The sequence below is a fragment of the Novipirellula caenicola genome, from assembly GCF_039545035.1.
Lineage (GTDB): Bacteria > Planctomycetota > Planctomycetia > Pirellulales > Pirellulaceae > Novipirellula > Novipirellula caenicola.
On the sequence record NZ_BAABRO010000017.1, the window covers coordinates 20,354 to 37,317 of the forward strand.

General features: G+C 55.9%; 12 protein-coding genes and 2 tRNA genes. 7 read left to right on the forward strand and 7 right to left on the reverse strand.

Annotated features, from left to right (window positions below):
• The first annotated feature begins 71 nt into the window (after positions 1-71).
• A complete protein-coding gene (locus tag ABEA92_RS24580; protein WP_345687251.1) occupies positions 72-1,454 on the forward strand; it encodes an outer membrane protein assembly factor BamB family protein in 1,383 nt (460 codons plus the stop codon).
• A 134-nt stretch (positions 1,455-1,588) separates the two neighbouring features.
• On the opposite strand, the gene ABEA92_RS24585 is transcribed toward ABEA92_RS24580, so the two are convergent.
• Positions 1,589-2,758 carry an FAD:protein FMN transferase gene (locus ABEA92_RS24585; RefSeq protein WP_345687253.1) on the reverse strand — a complete coding sequence of 390 codons (1,170 nt, stop codon included), beginning with the start codon at positions 2,756-2,758 and terminating at the stop codon, positions 1,589-1,591.
• 289 nt (positions 2,759-3,047) lie between these two features.
• Here ABEA92_RS24585 and ABEA92_RS24590 point away from each other — a divergent pair.
• The 3 genes from ABEA92_RS24590 (at position 3,048) to ABEA92_RS24600 (ending at position 3,932) form a co-directional block, all read left to right on the forward strand.
• Positions 3,048-3,136 (forward strand) — tRNA-Ser (locus ABEA92_RS24590).
• Between the two features lie 122 nt (positions 3,137-3,258).
• A tRNA-Lys gene (locus tag ABEA92_RS24595) sits at positions 3,259-3,331 on the forward strand.
• Positions 3,332-3,548: 217 nt separating this feature from the next.
• Positions 3,549-3,932 (forward strand): group I truncated hemoglobin, encoded by a 384-nt coding sequence (locus ABEA92_RS24600; RefSeq protein ID WP_345687256.1) that lies wholly within the window; start codon positions 3,549-3,551, stop codon positions 3,930-3,932.
• A gap of 197 nt (positions 3,933-4,129) precedes the next feature.
• Here the strand turns inward: ABEA92_RS24600 and ABEA92_RS24605 are convergent, their stop codons facing one another.
• The 6 genes from ABEA92_RS24605 to ABEA92_RS24630 form a co-directional block, all read right to left on the reverse strand.
• Positions 4,130-4,672 (reverse strand): type 1 glutamine amidotransferase domain-containing protein, encoded by a 543-nt coding sequence (locus ABEA92_RS24605; RefSeq protein WP_345687258.1) that lies wholly within the window; start codon positions 4,670-4,672, stop codon positions 4,130-4,132.
• A 58-nt stretch (positions 4,673-4,730) separates the two neighbouring features.
• Positions 4,731-5,069: a P-II family nitrogen regulator gene (locus ABEA92_RS24610; RefSeq protein ID WP_008702781.1), complete on the reverse strand. Its 339-nt coding sequence runs from the start codon at positions 5,067-5,069 to the stop codon at positions 4,731-4,733.
• Between the two features lie 425 nt (positions 5,070-5,494).
• Positions 5,495-6,916 (reverse strand): ammonium transporter, encoded by a 1,422-nt coding sequence (locus tag ABEA92_RS24615; RefSeq protein WP_425572492.1) that lies wholly within the window; start codon positions 6,914-6,916, stop codon positions 5,495-5,497.
• A gap of 787 nt (positions 6,917-7,703) precedes the next feature.
• The gene (proS, locus tag ABEA92_RS24620; protein WP_345687265.1) at positions 7,704-9,218 is read right to left on the reverse strand and encodes a proline--tRNA ligase; all 1,515 of its coding nucleotides are present in this window, start codon (positions 9,216-9,218) and stop codon (positions 7,704-7,706) included.
• A gap of 258 nt (positions 9,219-9,476) precedes the next feature.
• Positions 9,477-11,915, reverse strand: a complete 2,439-nt coding sequence (locus ABEA92_RS24625; protein ID WP_345687267.1) for a flagellar hook-basal body complex protein — start codon at positions 11,913-11,915, stop codon at positions 9,477-9,479.
• Between the two features lie 87 nt (positions 11,916-12,002).
• Entirely contained in the window at positions 12,003-12,446 is a 444-nt protein-coding gene (locus tag ABEA92_RS24630; protein WP_345687269.1) for a flagellar hook assembly protein FlgD, read from the reverse strand.
• Positions 12,447-12,773: 327 nt separating this feature from the next.
• Between ABEA92_RS24630 and ABEA92_RS24635 the strand changes: the two genes are divergently transcribed.
• The 3 genes from ABEA92_RS24635 to ABEA92_RS24645 all read left to right on the forward strand — a co-directional run bounded on the left by ABEA92_RS24635 (position 12,774) and on the right by ABEA92_RS24645 (position 16,964).
• A complete protein-coding gene (locus ABEA92_RS24635) occupies positions 12,774-15,257 on the forward strand; it encodes a sodium-translocating pyrophosphatase (protein ID WP_345687271.1) in 2,484 nt (827 codons plus the stop codon).
• 41 nt (positions 15,258-15,298) lie between these two features.
• Complete coding sequence (locus tag ABEA92_RS24640) at positions 15,299-16,210, forward strand: dihydrodipicolinate synthase family protein (RefSeq protein WP_345687273.1); 912 nt, start codon at positions 15,299-15,301, stop codon at positions 16,208-16,210.
• Between the two features lie 73 nt (positions 16,211-16,283).
• The gene (locus tag ABEA92_RS24645) at positions 16,284-16,964 is read left to right on the forward strand and encodes a class I SAM-dependent methyltransferase (protein ID WP_345687275.1); all 681 of its coding nucleotides are present in this window, start codon (positions 16,284-16,286) and stop codon (positions 16,962-16,964) included.

The following is a 16,964-nucleotide window of genomic DNA, read 5'->3' on the forward strand; positions in this document are numbered from 1 at the left end:
AACCAACATCACGTAACTTGAGTGCGATTCGTTCTGATTGATTTATCGAAATCCCCCCCGGAGACGTTTGCATGGTTTTTGTTTCGCGTTGTCAAATTGGATCCGCCTTTCTGATTTGCTTTGGCATGGTTGTCGTGTCGCTACCGTGGGTCGCGGCGGACGACGAAGCAACCACGCAGCGATCGACATTGCGTTGGCCTCGTTTGTTAGGAGAAAATTTTGACGGCAATGCCGCGACTGACCAGACGTTTGATTGGTCCCGCAAACCGCGATTCCTGTGGTCGATCGAAGTGGGTGATGGCTATGGATTGGGCTCCGTTTGGGGTGACGAGTATTTCCAGTTCGACGCGGAATCAACCGCCTCCGGCCCAGCCGAGCGACTTCGTTGTATCGACCTGAATACTGGGAACGTCAAATGGCAAGACGCCCGGCCGCTGGTGTACCGTGACATGTACGGCTACGAAAGTGGTCCACGTTCTACCCCGACACTCGATTCGCAATCGGTGTTCACCTTTGGCGTCGCCGGCGAATTGGTTTGCCGCAACCGCCAAACGCATCAAGTCCGCTGGGTCGTGGACACCAACAAGACCTATGGCGTGGTCCAGAACTTTTTTGGTGTCGGATCGTCTCCGCTACTTGTGGATGATTTGGTCATCGTGATGGTCGGCGGCAGCCCTGCCGAAGACGCATCGATCGCGCCCGGTCGATTGGATCGGGTGTCACCCAATGGTTCGGCGCTAGTGGCGTTTGACAAAGCGACCGGTAAAGAGCGTTGGAAGTGCGGTGATGATTTGGCGAGTTACAGCAGTCCACGAACGATGCAAATCGACGGACAAACGCGAGTGCTGGCGTATGCACGCGAAAGTTTGTTGTGCGTTGATCCCAAGCTTGGCAAAGTGCTTTGGAAATATCCGCACCGCGCCGATATTCTTGAAAGCGCGATCGCGATGACTCCTGTGGTGGATGCCAACCAGGTTTTTCTGAGTGAGTGTTATCAAATCGGCAGCGTGCTACTGAACGTGACGAATCAGCAAGCCGAAGCGGTTTGGAAAGACCCACCCTTTGACCGCCGCAGTCAAGCGATGCGATCGCACTGGGCCACCCCCGTGTTGATCGATGGGTACTTGTATGGTTGCAGCGGCCGGAACGCTCCGGATAGCGATTTCCGCTGTATCGATTGGGAGACCGGCGAAGTCAAATGGAGCGATCCACGTCGCACCCGGTCTTCGGCAACGCGAGTGGGGGACGTGCTGCTCGTGCTCGAGGAACGTGGCACGTTGCAAGCGGTGAAGGCCAATCCCGAAAAATTTGAATTGATCAACCAATGGGAACTCGATCAACCCGATGGAGATGTGCCCGCGATCCGCTATCCCTGTTGGTCGGCGCCGATTGTGGTGGGCAACCGGATGTTGGTGCGAGGCGACGAGCGAGTGGTTTGTTTTGAGTGCCGTTGATCGCCGCCATTGCCGCTAATCGCGCTGCGACTATCACTCGCGTTCCTGTTTCGCTGGCCAATTTTGCTGGCCAGTTTCGCTGGCACGCAAACCTGCTTGAACCTGGTTGATCCTGCTTGCGACACGATCGCAGTTCAAACGCGATCGCTTTCAGCCGGAGGGTCGATCCAGTGAAAATCGCCGAGCGTTTCAATCTTGGCCGAATCTTGTCGATCGCCTCGGTGAACCATCATCGCGGCGGTCATTGCCGTTTGTTGAAACTGTTCGCGGACAACCTTCGAACCCGAGACAAACAGCCCGGTGGCCAAGGCATCCGCATCGGTTGCGTTATCCATCAGCAGCGTCAGTGACAACAAATCACCTGCGGGGTAGCCGGTTCGCGGGTCGATCACATGACCGTAGCGTCGGCCTTGGTGATGAAAGAATTGTTTTCCTGATCCGCTGGTCGCGAGTGCTTGGTTGCGAAGCCAGATGCCTGCCAACCGCCGGTTCGATTTCGTGGGATGGGCGAGTCCGACGGCCCACCCCAGACCGCTGCCGGGAGTTTGATCGCCGCTGGCGATCACGCTGCTGTTGCCGCCATGGATCAAAAAGTCATTGACGCCTCGATTGCGTAGATGGTTGGCCAATCGGTCCAACGCATCCCCTTTGCCGATGCCTCCCAAATTGATCGCCATGCCGGCAACGGCAAAGCGGACGGTATGATCCGCCGGATCGAGGATCAGATGTTGATAGCCGACCAAGCGGCGTGCTTTTTCGATTTCAGCGTCCGATGGTTTTTTGCCGCTGCGTTGGGTGAACCCCCAGGCTTCGACCAGCGGTGCGGCGGTGATGTCGAATGCGCCGCCGGTTTGTTCGCCCCAGTGCACCGCTCGCTGCAACACGGCAAACGTCGATGGGGATATCGAGACAGCAGTTTCGCTCGCGAGTAGATTGATTCGCGAAATTTCGCTGGTCGGACGATAGATGGTCAGGTCCGCTTCGATCCCCTCGAGCAGGTCGGCTGCTTCGACGGCCGCCTCGACCGCACGGCCGGATCGAGCGTCCGCTGGATCGTGAGGATCCAAGGCTGCCGCGGTCGCCGCTGCTGCGTCGGCGGAGACCGCCGAATCGCGACCTGGTGGATCACCGCTAGCGGTCTCGCGATTGGGCAGCAGGATGACAAAATCGGTTGCCATCGCCCTGCGAGTGACTTGGCAGATCGAGTAGTCATCGGCGGCCGCCGAGGGGCGTGTTTCCCGCGAGCCGTCGGGATCGCTGTGACGGCTGTGATGGTCGTCCGAGGAAGAGGGGGGCGGCGTCATCCAGAGAGTCGGTGTTTGGAGGAATCGGGCGTGAAAAGGATGCGAAAAGTTCGAGATTTTTTTTCAGCTTGTAGTGAACTTTGAACCGATGCAATTGTCTATTGGTGAGTCGCTAGCGGCGTTGACCCCGTCAATTGCTGGTAAATACGGAGAATATGCCGTTCTTAACGTTTTTACAGCGGCTGAAAAAAAGCCTTGCCAACATCGGCCAAGCGAGGGTTGCGTTTTCGGAGCGGATTCAGCACAATCTGGCTTGCTTGACTGAAGTTTAGCGAAGCAAAGCAAATAGGGAGCGGTGGCTGAGTGGTCGAAAGCGCCGGTTTGCTAAATCGGTGACCCGGGAAACTGGGTCCGCAGGTTCGAATCCTGTCCGCTCCGCTTAGTTGAAGACCCAAAAGCATCAAGCCAAGAAAAACTTGGTTGCTCTTGGGTTTTTTATTCGGTACTTCCAAAGTCAGGTGATTTTCAGTTGGGTTGGTTTTTCCTGCCAACGAAAATCCGAGGGCGTAGCTCAGTCGGTAGAGCAACGGACTTTTAATCCGTTGGTCCTGGGTTCGAGTCCCAGCGCCCTCACTGAATCGTCGCTAGCGACAAGTAACCCGGTGTCCCTTATCAGGACACCGGGTTTTCTTTTGCGCTTCTGAGGTGACCATTGCAAACCGCTAATGGGTTGGCTGCGGTAAGTCGTTTGGGATGACCCCCGAAGCGTCGCCGAAACGCTTGGCGGGTCCGGCGGAACTCAGTATGCTACACCCGTTCTCTACACCGCCACACGCAAGGCTTCGCTTCGATGAATCATGATTCGCCCGAATTGTTTGATCGAATGGGGGGAGCCGATGGGCTCGCCGCAATCGTCAAAGATATGTATGAGCGTATCTTTAATGACCCCGAGTTGTCGCCGTTCTTTAAGAATGTGCAGACCGATCGGTTGAAAAAGATGCAGTACGAATTCTTGGCTTCGGCTTTTCAAGGTCCTGTTAATTACACCGGAGCCGAGTTGACCGCGATTCATCACAATCGCGGGATCGATGGAGGCCACTTTGCCAAGTTCTGCAGCCACTTTGCCGATGCCGCCCGAGCGCATGGGGCGAAGGAATCCGATGTGGATCAAGCGCTCGGTCAATTGTCGACCTACAAAGACAAAATCACCGGCGACTCAAACGTCGACGGCTGATTCCATCAGCAGTTCGCAAACTTGCTGGCTCCGTTTTGGCCTGCTTCGTTTTGACCTGCTTAGGATCGTCGAAGTAATTACGGATGTAGCGGAACGCGTCAAGAGTTTCGACCAGCCTGGAAAACGAAAGTCTTGACGACTTCCGCTACGGGAAAACCCGTCACTTATTGTTCCGGCGGTGCTTAGCTTTGACCGGTCTAGCTTTGGCTGCTCATCATCTGAATGATCGCTCGACAGAATTCCGGCAGGTCGTCGGGGCGACGGCTGCTGATGTGGTGCCCATCGACGACGACGGCTTGGTCTTCGTAGGTGGCGCCGGCGTTGACCAAATCGTCTTTGATCCCCGGTGATCCCGTCACGCGAACTCCGCGATAGACGCCTGCCGAGATGGTGATCCAGCCGCCATGGCAAATCGCGGCAATCGGCTTTTTAGCGGCATCAAAATCACGAACCAATTGCAGTAGCACGAGGTCGCGCCGCAGTTTGTCGGGCATGAATCCGCCCGGCACAATCAACGCGTCAAAATCGTTCGCGGCCATATCGGCGATTGCAGCGTCGCTTGTGCACGGGTAGCCATGTTTGCCGTTGTAGTGTTGGTTGGCCGCTGGGCCGGCAATGGTCGTGCTAGCGCCTGCTTCTTCGAGTCGCAGTTTCGGATACCACAGTTCGAGGTCTTCGTAGATTTCACCGACCAGGATCAGGATGCGTCGGCCGGATAGCGGAAAATCGTCACTCGACATCAGAGGATTTCTTTCGTTGGGGTTGTGGAGTTCGGGGAGAGACAGGGGGCGGTGGCTGCTAGATTGCTTCGCTGCCGCGTTCACCGGTACGGATGCGGATGCAGTCATCCATCGGCAGCACAAAGATTTTCCCGTCGCCAATCTCGCCGGTATGACCACCTTCGAGAATCGCATCGACGGTGGGTTTGACGAACTCTTCGTTCACGGCGATTTGCAGCTGGACTTTTCGCAGCAAATTCACGCTGAATTCGTGCCCGCGATAAATTCCAGATTGCCCTTTTTGACGTCCAAATCCTTGGCAATCCATCACGGTCAAACGAAAGACCTCGACTTTGGTCAGAGCTTCTTTGACGGCTTCGAGCCGACTCGGCTGGATGATGGCGATAATCAGCTTCACGACTAAGCACGATCGAGAAAAGAGGAAGGCGAGCGATTCCCAGTGACGTCTTGGACCTTTAACGACTTGGAGTCCGTGGCGACTTGGAATCAGGGGCAAACAGACACGATAACGGCATTGTACGGTGACAGCCAGCGAGGGCGTAGGGCGTCGCCGATTCGAAAAGTGCATAAAAAAAGCCTCGCGATGTTAATCACGAGACTTTGTGTGCGAAACCCCGACCCGGACGAGTGAGGCGGACACTCGCCACGGGCCGTTGGGGCTCATTCTGACTCCGTGAGGAGCCAAAAAAAACAGCTTGGTTTTTCCCGCCTTACCGGGCTGCCCCGCCGTTGCAGTGAGAGAATCCATCTCGTGCAACGGCGGGACTGCGGTAGGTAGCTCTTGTCGAAGGCATCGTCCTCAGCCTTCCGTGGGTCGCTGCTTTAAGCAGTGACCCCTGCTCCGCTGTATGAATCCGATGGGTAAGCGTGCATGCCGTGCTCGGAAACATCCAGTCCAGCTTTTTCTTCTTCTGGCGATACTCGCAACATTCCGATGGCCTTCAGGACCAAGAACAAGGCGAACATCGTGACGAATGCCCAGATCGCGTATGCCACGACGCCAGTCGCTTGGATCATCAGCGACGTGCTGCCGCCAGCCAAATGGGTGTTGGGAAGCAAGCCGATTGCCAAACATCCCCACATTCCACATAGACCGTGGACGGGCCATGCACCGACCGGGTCATCAATCTTCAGTTTGTCCAACAGCATGACACCGAACACGACCAATCCACCCGCAACGGCACCGACAACAATCGACCATCCGTTAGTGAAGCAGTCACAGCAAGCGGTGATGCCAACAAGTCCGCCCAGAGCACCGTTGAGGCTCATCGTCAAATCGGGGTGACCAAACAATGCCCAGCTGATCAGCGTTGCTACGACGACACCGGCTGCAGCAGCAAGCGTGGTGTTCACAGCGATCAAGACGGTCGCGTCAATGTCGCCGGTGCTTTGGAAGGCAAGTTGGCTGCCGGGGTTGAACCCATACCAACCGACCCACAGGATGAATACGCCAAGTGCAGCGAACGTGATGTTGTGACCAGGAAGTGGTACCGATTTTCCATCGGTGGTGAAGCGTCCCAAGCGAGGGCCGAGAACGATCGCACCAGCAAGGCCGGCGAATCCGCCCACCATGTGAACGACTGCCGAACCGGCGAAGTCTTGGAAGCCCATGCTGTAGCCGTCGGCGGTCAATTCACCGAACTGCATCAACCAGCCGCCGCCCCATTTCCAGAAACCGCTGATCGGATAGATCAGACCGGTCAACAATGCGCTGTAGGCCAAGTAGGCGACAAATTTCATACGTCCTGCAACGGCACCCGAAACAATCGTGGCTGCGGTTGCGGCAAAGACAGCTTGGAAGAACCAGTCAACTTGAGGGCTGAAGGTACGGTCCGCAGCCGAATCATAGATGCCGTAGTGAGGGGCATTGAAGTAAGCGTTGGGTTCCGACACATAGCTGCCCGCATACATGATCGAGAAACCAAAAGCGAAAAACAACAGCCCGCCGACGGCCAAGTCCATCAAGTTCTTGTAGAGAATGTTGACGGTGTTCTTGGCCGAGTTCAGCCCGGCTTCGACCATCGCGAAGCCCGCTTGCATGAACAAAACCAAAACCGCACAGATGAACAACACAAAGTTGTCCAGTGCGTAGCCGATTCCCAAATCGGCTTCTTCTACAACCGCTTCTTCGCTGGGGGTAGCGGCGTCGCCCGCACCGATCGTTTCCGCAATTTCCGTAACCGCCGCAGACTCATCCTGAGCTGAAGCGACCGGCGCGAGCGCGATGCCGCTCCCCAACAACATGCCAAAAAGTACCAATGCCGAAAGCATCGGCGTTCGTATGCCATAAACCATTAATCCGCCTTCTTTCTGTAAACCTTGAATCGTTGAAACAGTGATGAATGAACGCTCGCTGGTGCCAATCACTCACGAGCCAAACACTTGTCTGAAAGCACCGGACTCCACTGACTCGCCTCAATGATGAAATCTAAATCGCTGAGAAAGTGGGAGTGCTTTCTTGTTGACGGAGAGTCTTAGCATGGGGTGGACCAAACCCGTGCCGCTCGTTTGTTTTCTTTTCGCAAACCACCGCCGCTAAACGACTTAAGTTTATTTTTTTGTTTTCGTGTTGGTCCGGTTAGGCAGCGGTGAAGATCGTGCGAGCTAGCGAGGTAGGCAGGTTGAAGAGGACGTGCCTGGTTTTTGTGCACAAAAGTGGCTGCGGATTCGGTTACCAGAATTGCTGCCAAGGGCTGCCGATTACCCCCCACGCAGCTGCGGCGACGTATGGCACAAACCGCTCGATGGCGGTGCGAAAAGAAGATCAAATCAGACCGGGCGGCCCGGCAGAAGAGACAGCGCCGCAAAGACAGAGCCCAATCATTCGGGGCCACTGATATGGATCGAGGTTTTGACGTAGCCAAAGCCGTCAAGACTTTCGTCTGGTTGGCATCTGCCCCCCGAACCTCACACGCGTTCCCCTACAGAACGCTTCGCCATTGCCCGAAACGACGAACGAGCGAAACGAAAACGATGTAAGGTTTGCGACCGAGCCCGAGCGGCAATGAACACCGCATGCATGCGGCCGCTATTAGTAGGCTTTCGCGAAGATCGCTTTTTGCGTCGCGGGACGGCCGGTGGCAAAGCATACGCCGCTGCTCGCGTCTTGATCGCGTGGGATGCAGCGGATGGTCACCTTCAGCTCTTTGAGTAACGCGTCGATGGAGGCTTCGTCGGCGAAATAGCAGCTGGCAAAACCACCGTGGATCTCGGGTTGCTCTTCGTTCTTTGGCGTAAAGAACGCACGGAAATCGGCTTCGTTGTCGATCGTGACGGTGTTGTCGCTTCGCAATTTCAGTGCGCGATCAAACAGATTTTGCTGCATGTCGCCGAGGATGGTCGCAAACGTGGCGACGAACTCCTCACGCGGCAATCCGACGCTCTTGGGTTGATCGCGGCGTCCTAAGAAGACCGAATTTTTCTCGATGTCCTTTGGTCCGACTTCCACACGAAGTGGCACACCGCGTTTGACGTGGTGCCATTTCTTTTCACCTCCACGCACGTCTCGATCATCGATTTCGACGCGGATGGGCATCCCGGCATAGGTTTGGTCCATCAATTCGCTTCGCAGCGATTCGACGTACTGCATCACTTCGGTTCGCTGATCTGCGTCGCGATAGATTGGCAGGATCACGACTTGCGCCGGTGCCAATCGAGGCGGCAGCACGAAGCCGTCATCGTCGCTGTGAGTCATGATCAACGCGCCGACCAAGCGTGTCGAGACGCCCCAGGACGTGGTCCAGGCATACTCTCGCTCGCCCGCTTCGGATTGGAACACAATCTCTTGTGCTTTAGAAAAGTTTTGACCCAGGAAGTGACTCGTGCCCGCCTGCAGGGCTTTGCGATCTTGCATCATCGCTTCGATCGTCAGCGTGTCGACCGCACCGGGAAAGCGTTCAGCCGGCGTTTTGCTGCCGACGATCACCGGCATCGCCATCCAATTTTCGGCAAAATCGGCGTACACATCGATCATCCGCTCGGTTTCTTCGATCGCTTCTTCGGATGTCGCGTGAACGGTGTGGCCTTCTTGCCACAAAAATTCGGCGGTCCGCAAGAACATCCGCGTTCGCATCTCCCAACGCATCACGTTGGCCCATTGATTGATCAAGATCGGCAGGTCGCGATAACTTTGGACCCACTTGGCATAGGTGGCTCCGATGATCGTTTCGCTGGTGGGGCGAATAATGAGCGGTTCTTCGAGCTTGCCTGCAGGCCGCAATCCACCATTGGGATCAGGCTCGAGTCGATGATGGGTGACGACGGCACATTCCTTGGCGAACCCCTCGACGTGCTCGGCTTCCTTCTCGAGAAAGCTCATCGGGATCAACAGCGGGAAATAGGCGTTTTGATGCCCCGTTGCTTTGAACATGTCGTCCAACGCCCGCTGCATGTTTTCCCACAACCGATAGCCCCATGGCTTGATCACCATGCACCCGCGGACCGGCGAATTTTCGGCCAAATCGGCGGCGCGAATCACCTGTTGATACCACTCGGGATAGTCGTCGGCGCGAGTGGGTTGGATGGCGGTCTGAGGTGCTTTGGCCATGGGATCACGAGGAAGTAAAGGGAGTGGAGACGCGTCGAACAACGCTTGGAAATAACCCCTGCGACGCGGTCGAAACCAAGGCAGGGATGTCGATAGCGGACGGTCGCGTGTGAAAACGCAGATTGTGGGGGCTGTAGCGAGTTTGGCTAGACCCCGTCGATCTTCACCGTTCTGAAAACCCCGATGCTAAAATTACACGAGCATTCGCCCACTGCCCTCGCCGTCTTCGGCCGCTAGGGCGGCGATGCCCGCGGAGCGTTATCGACGCAGATTCAGCAGTTCGTCAAGCAATTGTTGGCTCGTCGTGATCACCCGGCTGTTGCCTCGGTACTGCGTGCTGGCCAACACCAAGGCGATCAAGTCCTTGCCGATGTCAGTGTTACTCAGTTCCAACGCACCCCCGATCACGCTGCCGATCCCGTTTTGTCCCGGGCCGCCTTGAACGGGAAGTCCAGTATTGACCCCCTGGGCGTACAGGTTCAACCCGCGAGCTTCCAATCCGGCGGGGTTGGCAAAGCGAGCGAGTTGAATTTTGCCGAGGTCACGCGAGATCCCGTTGCTGAAAACGCCTCGGATCGTACCGTCTTCACCAATCGCAAAACTATTCAACACGCCCGGTCCGCTACCGTCTTGCTGCGTCGCTGCGATCGACGAGTATTCCGTAGCGAGTCCCGAGACGCGGCCAAAGTCGACGGTGATTTGCAGCGGCGAAACACTTGGCGTCCCCTCGCGTGCGATCGCAATCTGATCATTGGTGGCGTTGATGAAGTTGCCGTTACCGTCGAATTTGATCAACCCGGTGCCGACTGCGATATCGGTGCCGTCATTGGACTGGTTGCCGCTGCTGTCGGCGTACCAACGATAAATTGTTTGTTCGTTGGTGCGACTTTCCAAGGTCGTCGACATACGGACATTGATCGGCACCCCGAGCGAGTCATAGACGACAAAGTCGCTTACCGCACTTTGCCCGGTGGCTTCTTGAACGGTTCCAAAGGCCAAGTTGGGAGTCGTCACGTTGCCGTCAACACCGACGATACGGAACGCCGCCAGATCGATGTCCAACGCATTGGATACGCCGTTGTTGCTGACGAATTGAATCTTGCCGTCTTGGATATAACCGCCGGCGGAAATCGTTCCGGTTTGTCCTGGCAAGTTGTTTTCCGATTGCGGGATCGGGTTTTGTGCATCGACTTGGACCGTTTGGATCCCCGATGACTCTTCGATAAAGTCGATGAAATCTTGAAGCGTTGTCGTGGCGGTGATTTCGAACTCTTGGGTACCCAAGGCCCGTTCCCCTTTGCGGCCGCTATAGCTGAGCGTTCCCAATTGAAACGCATTTTCATAGGTGACGCCGTCGCGTTTAAGCACATCGGTCAACAGCGTACCCGCGTTGATTTGAGGGCCATCCATGTCGAGCGTTTTGTTGCCGGCGATGGTCAGGTCCGAAATTTCGGCGTCTGATTTGCCGTCGGTGTAGGTTTCGCCCGGCGAGATGGTGTCGACCAAATAGAAGTTGTTTTGGTCATTGGACAAGTTGCGGTAGATCTTGATTTCGTTGTAGTTCGGAAATCCGTCGGTGATCGAAGGCGTCGGCGGCGTGGGAAAGTCCGACAGCGAGATCCGGCCGGCCACGATGTTTTGTGGACCGATCATCACGCTGGGACGTGTTTCCGGTTCGCCGGCACGACCGTAGGTGATCATGTAGGTGTAGTTTCCGGTCAGCGTGTCGGTGTCCAGTTCATTCGCTGACAACGCCGTCGCGCCGGTATCACTGAAACTTGCCCCGGCCGCTGCCGAGCCGAGTTTGTAGAATTCCTCGCCGTTGGGACCGGTACGGTAGATGTTGACCGTGGGATAGTCGCCCCCGTTCGGGTCCGCGGGCAGATTGCTAAGGTTCACGCTGCCTCCCGATCCGACGGTGACACTCAGCGAACCACTCGGAGCGGCTTCATTGCCTTGGCTGTCGACCAGCGCGACGCGGTACTTGTAGGTGCCTGCCGCCAAGGTTCCCACGCCACTGGTGTCCACCGTGATATCGGTTTGATCCGAAAGCGGAGCACTTTCGACGACGACGCTGCTGCCGTCGGCACGAGGCACTTTGGCGTCGCCGAGCTGCAAGCTCTCGATGATTTGGCCTTGGGTGGCGATATCGCCTTCGGGCGACAAGGTTCCTTCGAAGGAAACATTTTCGGTCGCTTTCGCCACGCTCTCGGTCCCAAGCGGGACGGTCATGGGAACGAGTTCGGATTCCTGCAGACGAAATTGTTCGTCGACGCCGTAGCCGAGCAGTCGCTGACCGGTCGAATTCACCAGTTCCGCACTGCTGTTCAGCTTGAAGATACCGTTGCGAGTGTAGAGCTGTTCGCCCGATGCACCTTCGACGATGAAGAATCCGTCACCTTGGATCGCCAAATCCGAAGGGCTGCTACTGATTTCGATCGTCCCTTGGTTATGGTTCGCCGCGATTTCAGCGACTTGAACCCCAAGGCCGATTTGACGTGGGTTGGTGCCCCCGTTGTCGCTCGTGGGACCTCCGCCGAGCGACAATGTTTGCAGAAACTGAGTCGCGAAGACCGCTTCGGAGGACTTGAAGCCGACGGTTTGTGAGTTCGCCAGGTTGTTTCCGATCACATCGATCTGTGTTTCGGAAGCTGAAAGTCCCGTGAGGGCGGTGGTCAGTGCTGAGGTTAATCCCATCGACTTAATTTCCTATCCGCGTCGCCGGATAGAAAAAAGTCGATTTGAAAGCATGGTGAAACCGCTGCTTTGCCAAATCGTCAAACTCTACCCAGTCTGAATTTCTCGTATGTTGTTAATCTCCATCGTCTTTTCACCCACGTGAACTTTGACAGAACGTGTATTGTTATCGTCACTTGTTTCTACAGTGATGCGATCGACTACCCCATCCACGGGGCTGGCATCGTCGGCAAGCCCCTGAACGGTGCGTCCGATCAGCCCGCTGGCGGTCACCAGTTCTTGGCTGTTCGAGAGGTTGTTGAGCGTTTGAGTCAGTTGATCGGTTGCCCCAATTTCTCGAATCTGGCTGATCTGTTGAATCATTTCTGCGTTATCGGTCGGGTTCAGCGGATCTTGATTCTGCAATTCGCTGATCAGCAGTTTCATGAAGCTGTCGGTATCGACCGACGAAAAGCTGTCGTTGCTGCTTGATTGTCCAGCCGATTCTTGAGCGGTGAAGCTCGCGGTGCCGGTTTGGCTGATTTGCGACATGGTCGAAACCTTTGGATTCGGACGAATTTAGCGACGCAGGCGATTCCTGGGTCGTCGCGTCGGTTGTACGAATAAGCTCGCTGGGAGAGCGAGAGCAATCTTTTTTGGGGGCCGCGAGCGCAGACGACGGCCAATCTGCTTAAATTGATCGAAAATGTCTGTACAGGCGAATATTCTTCCCCTTTTGGCCTTCACGGATGCTGTGTCCACCGTTGCGTTGCGGTTGGTCATCGAATAGCCTCGTAGAACACGATCACGATCGAATCGGTTTTGTGTGTTGCCAGTTCTCTCAGCCTGATCAATTTTCATGAGCAAAGGAATGAAACTATGTTGGCGTTGATGGTTTGGTTGATCGCCTGCGGGTCTTCAATTTTGGCCCTGGTTTGGGCTTACCGTTTCTATCGGGAAATGATGGGGGCGGACGAAGGTAACGCCTTGATGAAAGAGATTGCCCAAAGTGTTCGCCAAGGTGCCGACGCTTATTTGAAACAGCAATACAAATGGGTTGCGATCGTTTTTGTCTTTGTCGCCCTGCTGTTGGCCGTCGCCGCGTTTGTGTTGCGGGTACAGAACGCATTTGTGCCGATCGCCTTTTTGATGGGAGGCTTTTTCAGCGGGCTGTGTGGTTGGTTCGGAATGAAAACCGCAACGCACGCCAGCAGTCGTACCGCAGCCGGCGCCCAGCGATCACTTAACGATGGACTGCAAATCGCGTTTCGCAGTGGCGCCGTGATGGGGTTGATTGTCGTCGGCATGGGGCTGGTCTACATCTGCTTTTGGTTCGCGCTGCTGTATTGGATTCTGCCGATGATCGACGAATCGTACGCGATGAGTTTGCAGCAGATTTCGGTTGCAATGCTGTCATTTGGTATGGGAGCGAGTGCGCAAGCGTTGTTCGCGCGTGTCGGCGGCGGCATCTTTACCAAGGCCGCCGACGTCGGTGCGGACTTGGTGGGCAAAGTAGAACAGAGTTTGAAAGAGGATTCGCCGCGCAATCCGGCCACGATCGCCGACAACGTTGGTGACAACGTCGGCGACGTCGCGGGAATGGGCGCCGATTTGTACGAGTCCTATTGCGGATCGATCTTGGCTGCATCGGCGCTGGGGGTGGCCGCATTTCAATCAAGTCGCGGATTGCCCGAGGGTTACGATGTGACCACGGCTCAGCTGCAAGCCATGTTGTTGCCGTTGGCGATCGCCGGGGTTGGGATCTTGCTGTCGATTGTCGGGATCTATGCCGTCAAAACGGGAGACGAGCCGACTCAGAAAGCACTGCTGAAGGCGCTCGGCAAAGGCATCAATCGATCTTCGTTGTTGGTCATGATTGCCGCGGTGGTGCTTTCGGTATGGTTGATGCCGCCGGTCCCCGGCACGTTGGTTTTCGGGATCATTCCCGGCATCGCCGTCAGCATTATTGTCGGTCTGGTAGCGGGATGGGGCATTGGCCAATGGACCGAACGCGTTACCAGCGACGAGTATACGGCGACACGCAAATTAGCCAAACAAGCCGAGACCGGTCCGGCGACGATCATCATTTGCGGGATTGCCGACGGCATGCTTAGCACTTGGGTTCCGGTCGTGATTGTGTGTGCGGCAATGTTGTTGTCGTTTGGGTTTGCCAACGGCGGTTCGTTCAACGATTTGAATAGTTTTTCGTTGGGGTTGTATGGGGTCGGGATTGCCGCGGTGGGAATGCTAAGCACGCTGGGGATCACGTTGGCGACCGATGCGTATGGTCCGATCGCGGACAATGCCGGTGGCAATGCGGAAATGTCGGGGTTGGAGGACGTGGTGCGTGAGCGCACCGATGCACTGGATAGTCTTGGGAATACCACCGCAGCGACGGGCAAAGGGTTTGCGATCGGGTCGGCTGCGTTGACGGCGTTGGCGTTGTTGGCGGCGTATGTCGAAGGGGTTCGCGACGGCATGGTCCGCTGGGGTGACGAGTATGTTCATCACGAAGACGTGACCAGCGATGGGGTGTACCAAATCACGCCCGATTTAATTGTGGAAAAAACAGGGGATGAATCAGAGGTCTTTCTTGTCTTGAATCCGTCGATTGATAAAGGCGATGAAGTCAAAGTATGGCGAACCGCAACCGAACCCCTGCTCGATTCGACGGCGGTGACATTGCCTGGCGAAAAGCATTTTGGACGAGTCGATTCGATCGGAGCCTCGCTCGTCTCGGTGCGCAACGCGAACTTAAAAGATTTCCTGATCTTCTACGATGCGACGTTGATGAATCCTCGTGTTTTGGTCGGTGTCTTCTTGGGCGCGATGAGTACGTTCATGTTTTGTGCGATGACGATGAAATCGGTGGGCCGTGCCGCGCAAGGGATGGTGATCGAGGTACGTCGCCAATTCGAAGCGAATCCAGGGATCTTGGACGGTTCGGTCAAACCCGATTACGAGACGCCTGTCAGTATCAGTACCAAAGCGGCACAGCGCGAAATGATCTTGCCGAGTTTGCTTGGATTGTTGATGCCGATCGTGGTGGGGGTCGTTCTCGGTGTGGGGGGCGTGTTGGGATTGTTGGTCGGATGTTTGACCAGCGGTTTTTGTCTGGCGGTGTTCATGGCGAATAGCGGCGGTTCGTGGGACAACGCGAAAAAATATATCGAGGCGGGAAATCACGGTGGTAAAGGGAGTAATGCCCATAAAGCCGCCGTGGTCGGAGACACGGTGGGAGATCCGTTTAAAGATACGAGCGGTCCCAGCTTGAACATCTTGATCAAATTAATGAGTATGGTGAGCGTTGTCGTTGCAGGCTTAGTCGTTCGCTATTCGCTTGTTGCGATGGGGATTTTCTAAGCGAACGTTCAATAATCGCAATCCGCGAACCGCAATCAACCATGACGAACCGCATCTCTGGGATTTTGACGCCTCACATCACTCCGGTCGACTCACAGGGACGCGTCGACGAAGACCGTTTGTGTGAATACATCGATTGGCTGATCGACCATGGTGTCGACGGGTTGTACCCCAACGGCAGCACGGGTGAGTTTGTTCGTTTTACGCCCGAAGAGCGACGTCGAATCATTCGCGTGGTCGTGGATCATACGGCCGGTCGCGTACCGATTTTGGCCGGAGCGGCCGAGGCGAATGTCAAAGAAACGATTGCGGCCTGCGATGCGTATGGCGAAATGGGAGTTCGTGCGGTGGCGATCGTAGCCCCCTTCTATTACCGGCTCAGTGCCGAAGGGGTTTACGCCTACTTCAAAGAAATCGCGGACACCGTCTCGGTGGATGTGACGCTTTATAACATTCCAATGTTCGCATCGCCGATCGATCTGCCCACCATCGTCCGGTTAGCCGAGGAATGTCCTCGAGTCATCGGCATCAAAGACAGCTCGGGGGATCTGCCGTTGATGATGCGAATGATTGCCGCGATTCGCCCGTCTCGTGATGACTTTACTTTCTTGACCGGATGGGACGCCGCGCTGGCACCGATGTTGATCGCCGGCGCCGACGGTGGCACGAATGCCTCGAGCGGCGTGGTGCCCGAGTTGACTCGCGACATTCACCGCGCGGTGAAGGACAAAAATATCGACGAAGCGATGCGGCTGCAGTACCAGCTGCTTCCGCTGTTTGACGCGATGATCGGACTTGGCGAATTCCCGGAAGGTTTTCGCGCCGGGGCCAGATCGCGAGGTTGGAACTTGGGGCCTGGACGAGTTCCTGTCACCGCAGAACAACGCGAGGCCATCAATGCGGCTCAGCGTCAGATTGACGATTTAGTTGACGGCTATCTTGGCCGCGCCTAGACTACCACCTCGAACATGAAACGCGGTGCGTGCTGCATCGCGTCTTTCGGAACGCTCTTGGAGTTTGCGGCTTATGCAGACGCTGCTTCGCCATCTTTCGGGATGGGCCTACACGCACAACTCTCCCGTTTTGAAGGGCCGGGCCAAACGGATGAGGGCGTTCCAGGATCGTGTGAAACCGCCCGAAGACGCCAACATTCTCGACCTCGGTGGTTCTCCGCTGGTCTGGAAATTGATCCCGCACAACTACCGAGTCACGCTCGTTAATCTGCCGGGATTCAATGACCCTGATGCCGAAACCGATCCGCGTTACCGATTCATCGACGGCGACGCCTGTGATCTGCGTGATCGATTTGCCGATCAGTCGTTCGACATTGTGTTTAGCAATTCGGTAATCGAACATGTCGGCGACGAACCTCGCCAAGCGGCTTTTGCTTCGGAAGTCCATCGACTCGCAGCGTCGCATTGGATTCAAACGCCGAGTGACCGATTCCCGCTCGAAGTACACACCGGTGTTCCCTTCTACTGGAAACTGCCCGACACGATGCGGAACCGTTTGCATCGGTCGTGGCAGAAGAAGTTACCCGAGTGGTACGACATGATTCGCGAAACGCGAGTGCTCAGCTGCGAGCGGATGACAAGTCTGTTTCCTGATTCGCAGTGCTACCGAGAGCGATTGGCGATGATGGAAAAATCGTACGCTTTCTATCGCCCGTTCACCGGGCGTGATGCATCCGCCAAACAAAGCGTCTGA

Excerpts from the sequence above, each read along its gene's own strand:
- ABEA92_RS24580 (WP_345687251.1), top strand. The coding sequence starts at position 72 with ATGGTTTTTGTTTCGCGTTGTCAAATTGGATCCGCCTTTCTGATTTGC.
- ABEA92_RS24585 (WP_345687253.1), bottom strand. The coding sequence starts at position 2,758 with ATGACGCCGCCCCCCTCTTCCTCGGACGACCATCACAGCCGTCACAGC.
- ABEA92_RS24600 (WP_345687256.1), top strand. The coding sequence starts at position 3,549 with ATGAATCATGATTCGCCCGAATTGTTTGATCGAATGGGGGGAGCCGAT.
- ABEA92_RS24605 (WP_345687258.1), bottom strand. The coding sequence starts at position 4,672 with ATGTCGAGTGACGATTTTCCGCTATCCGGCCGACGCATCCTGATCCTG.
- ABEA92_RS24615 (WP_425572492.1), bottom strand. The coding sequence starts at position 6,916 with ATGTTGTTGGGGAGCGGCATCGCGCTCGCGCCGGTCGCTTCAGCTCAG.
- proS (WP_345687265.1), bottom strand. The coding sequence starts at position 9,218 with ATGGCCAAAGCACCTCAGACCGCCATCCAACCCACTCGCGCCGACGAC.
- ABEA92_RS24625 (WP_345687267.1), bottom strand. The coding sequence starts at position 11,915 with ATGGGATTAACCTCAGCACTGACCACCGCCCTCACGGGACTTTCAGCT.
- ABEA92_RS24630 (WP_345687269.1), bottom strand. The coding sequence starts at position 12,446 with ATGTCGCAAATCAGCCAAACCGGCACCGCGAGCTTCACCGCTCAAGAA.
- ABEA92_RS24635 (WP_345687271.1), top strand. The coding sequence starts at position 12,774 with ATGTTGGCGTTGATGGTTTGGTTGATCGCCTGCGGGTCTTCAATTTTG.
- ABEA92_RS24640 (WP_345687273.1), top strand. The coding sequence starts at position 15,299 with ATGACGAACCGCATCTCTGGGATTTTGACGCCTCACATCACTCCGGTC.
- ABEA92_RS24645 (WP_345687275.1), top strand. The coding sequence starts at position 16,284 with ATGCAGACGCTGCTTCGCCATCTTTCGGGATGGGCCTACACGCACAAC.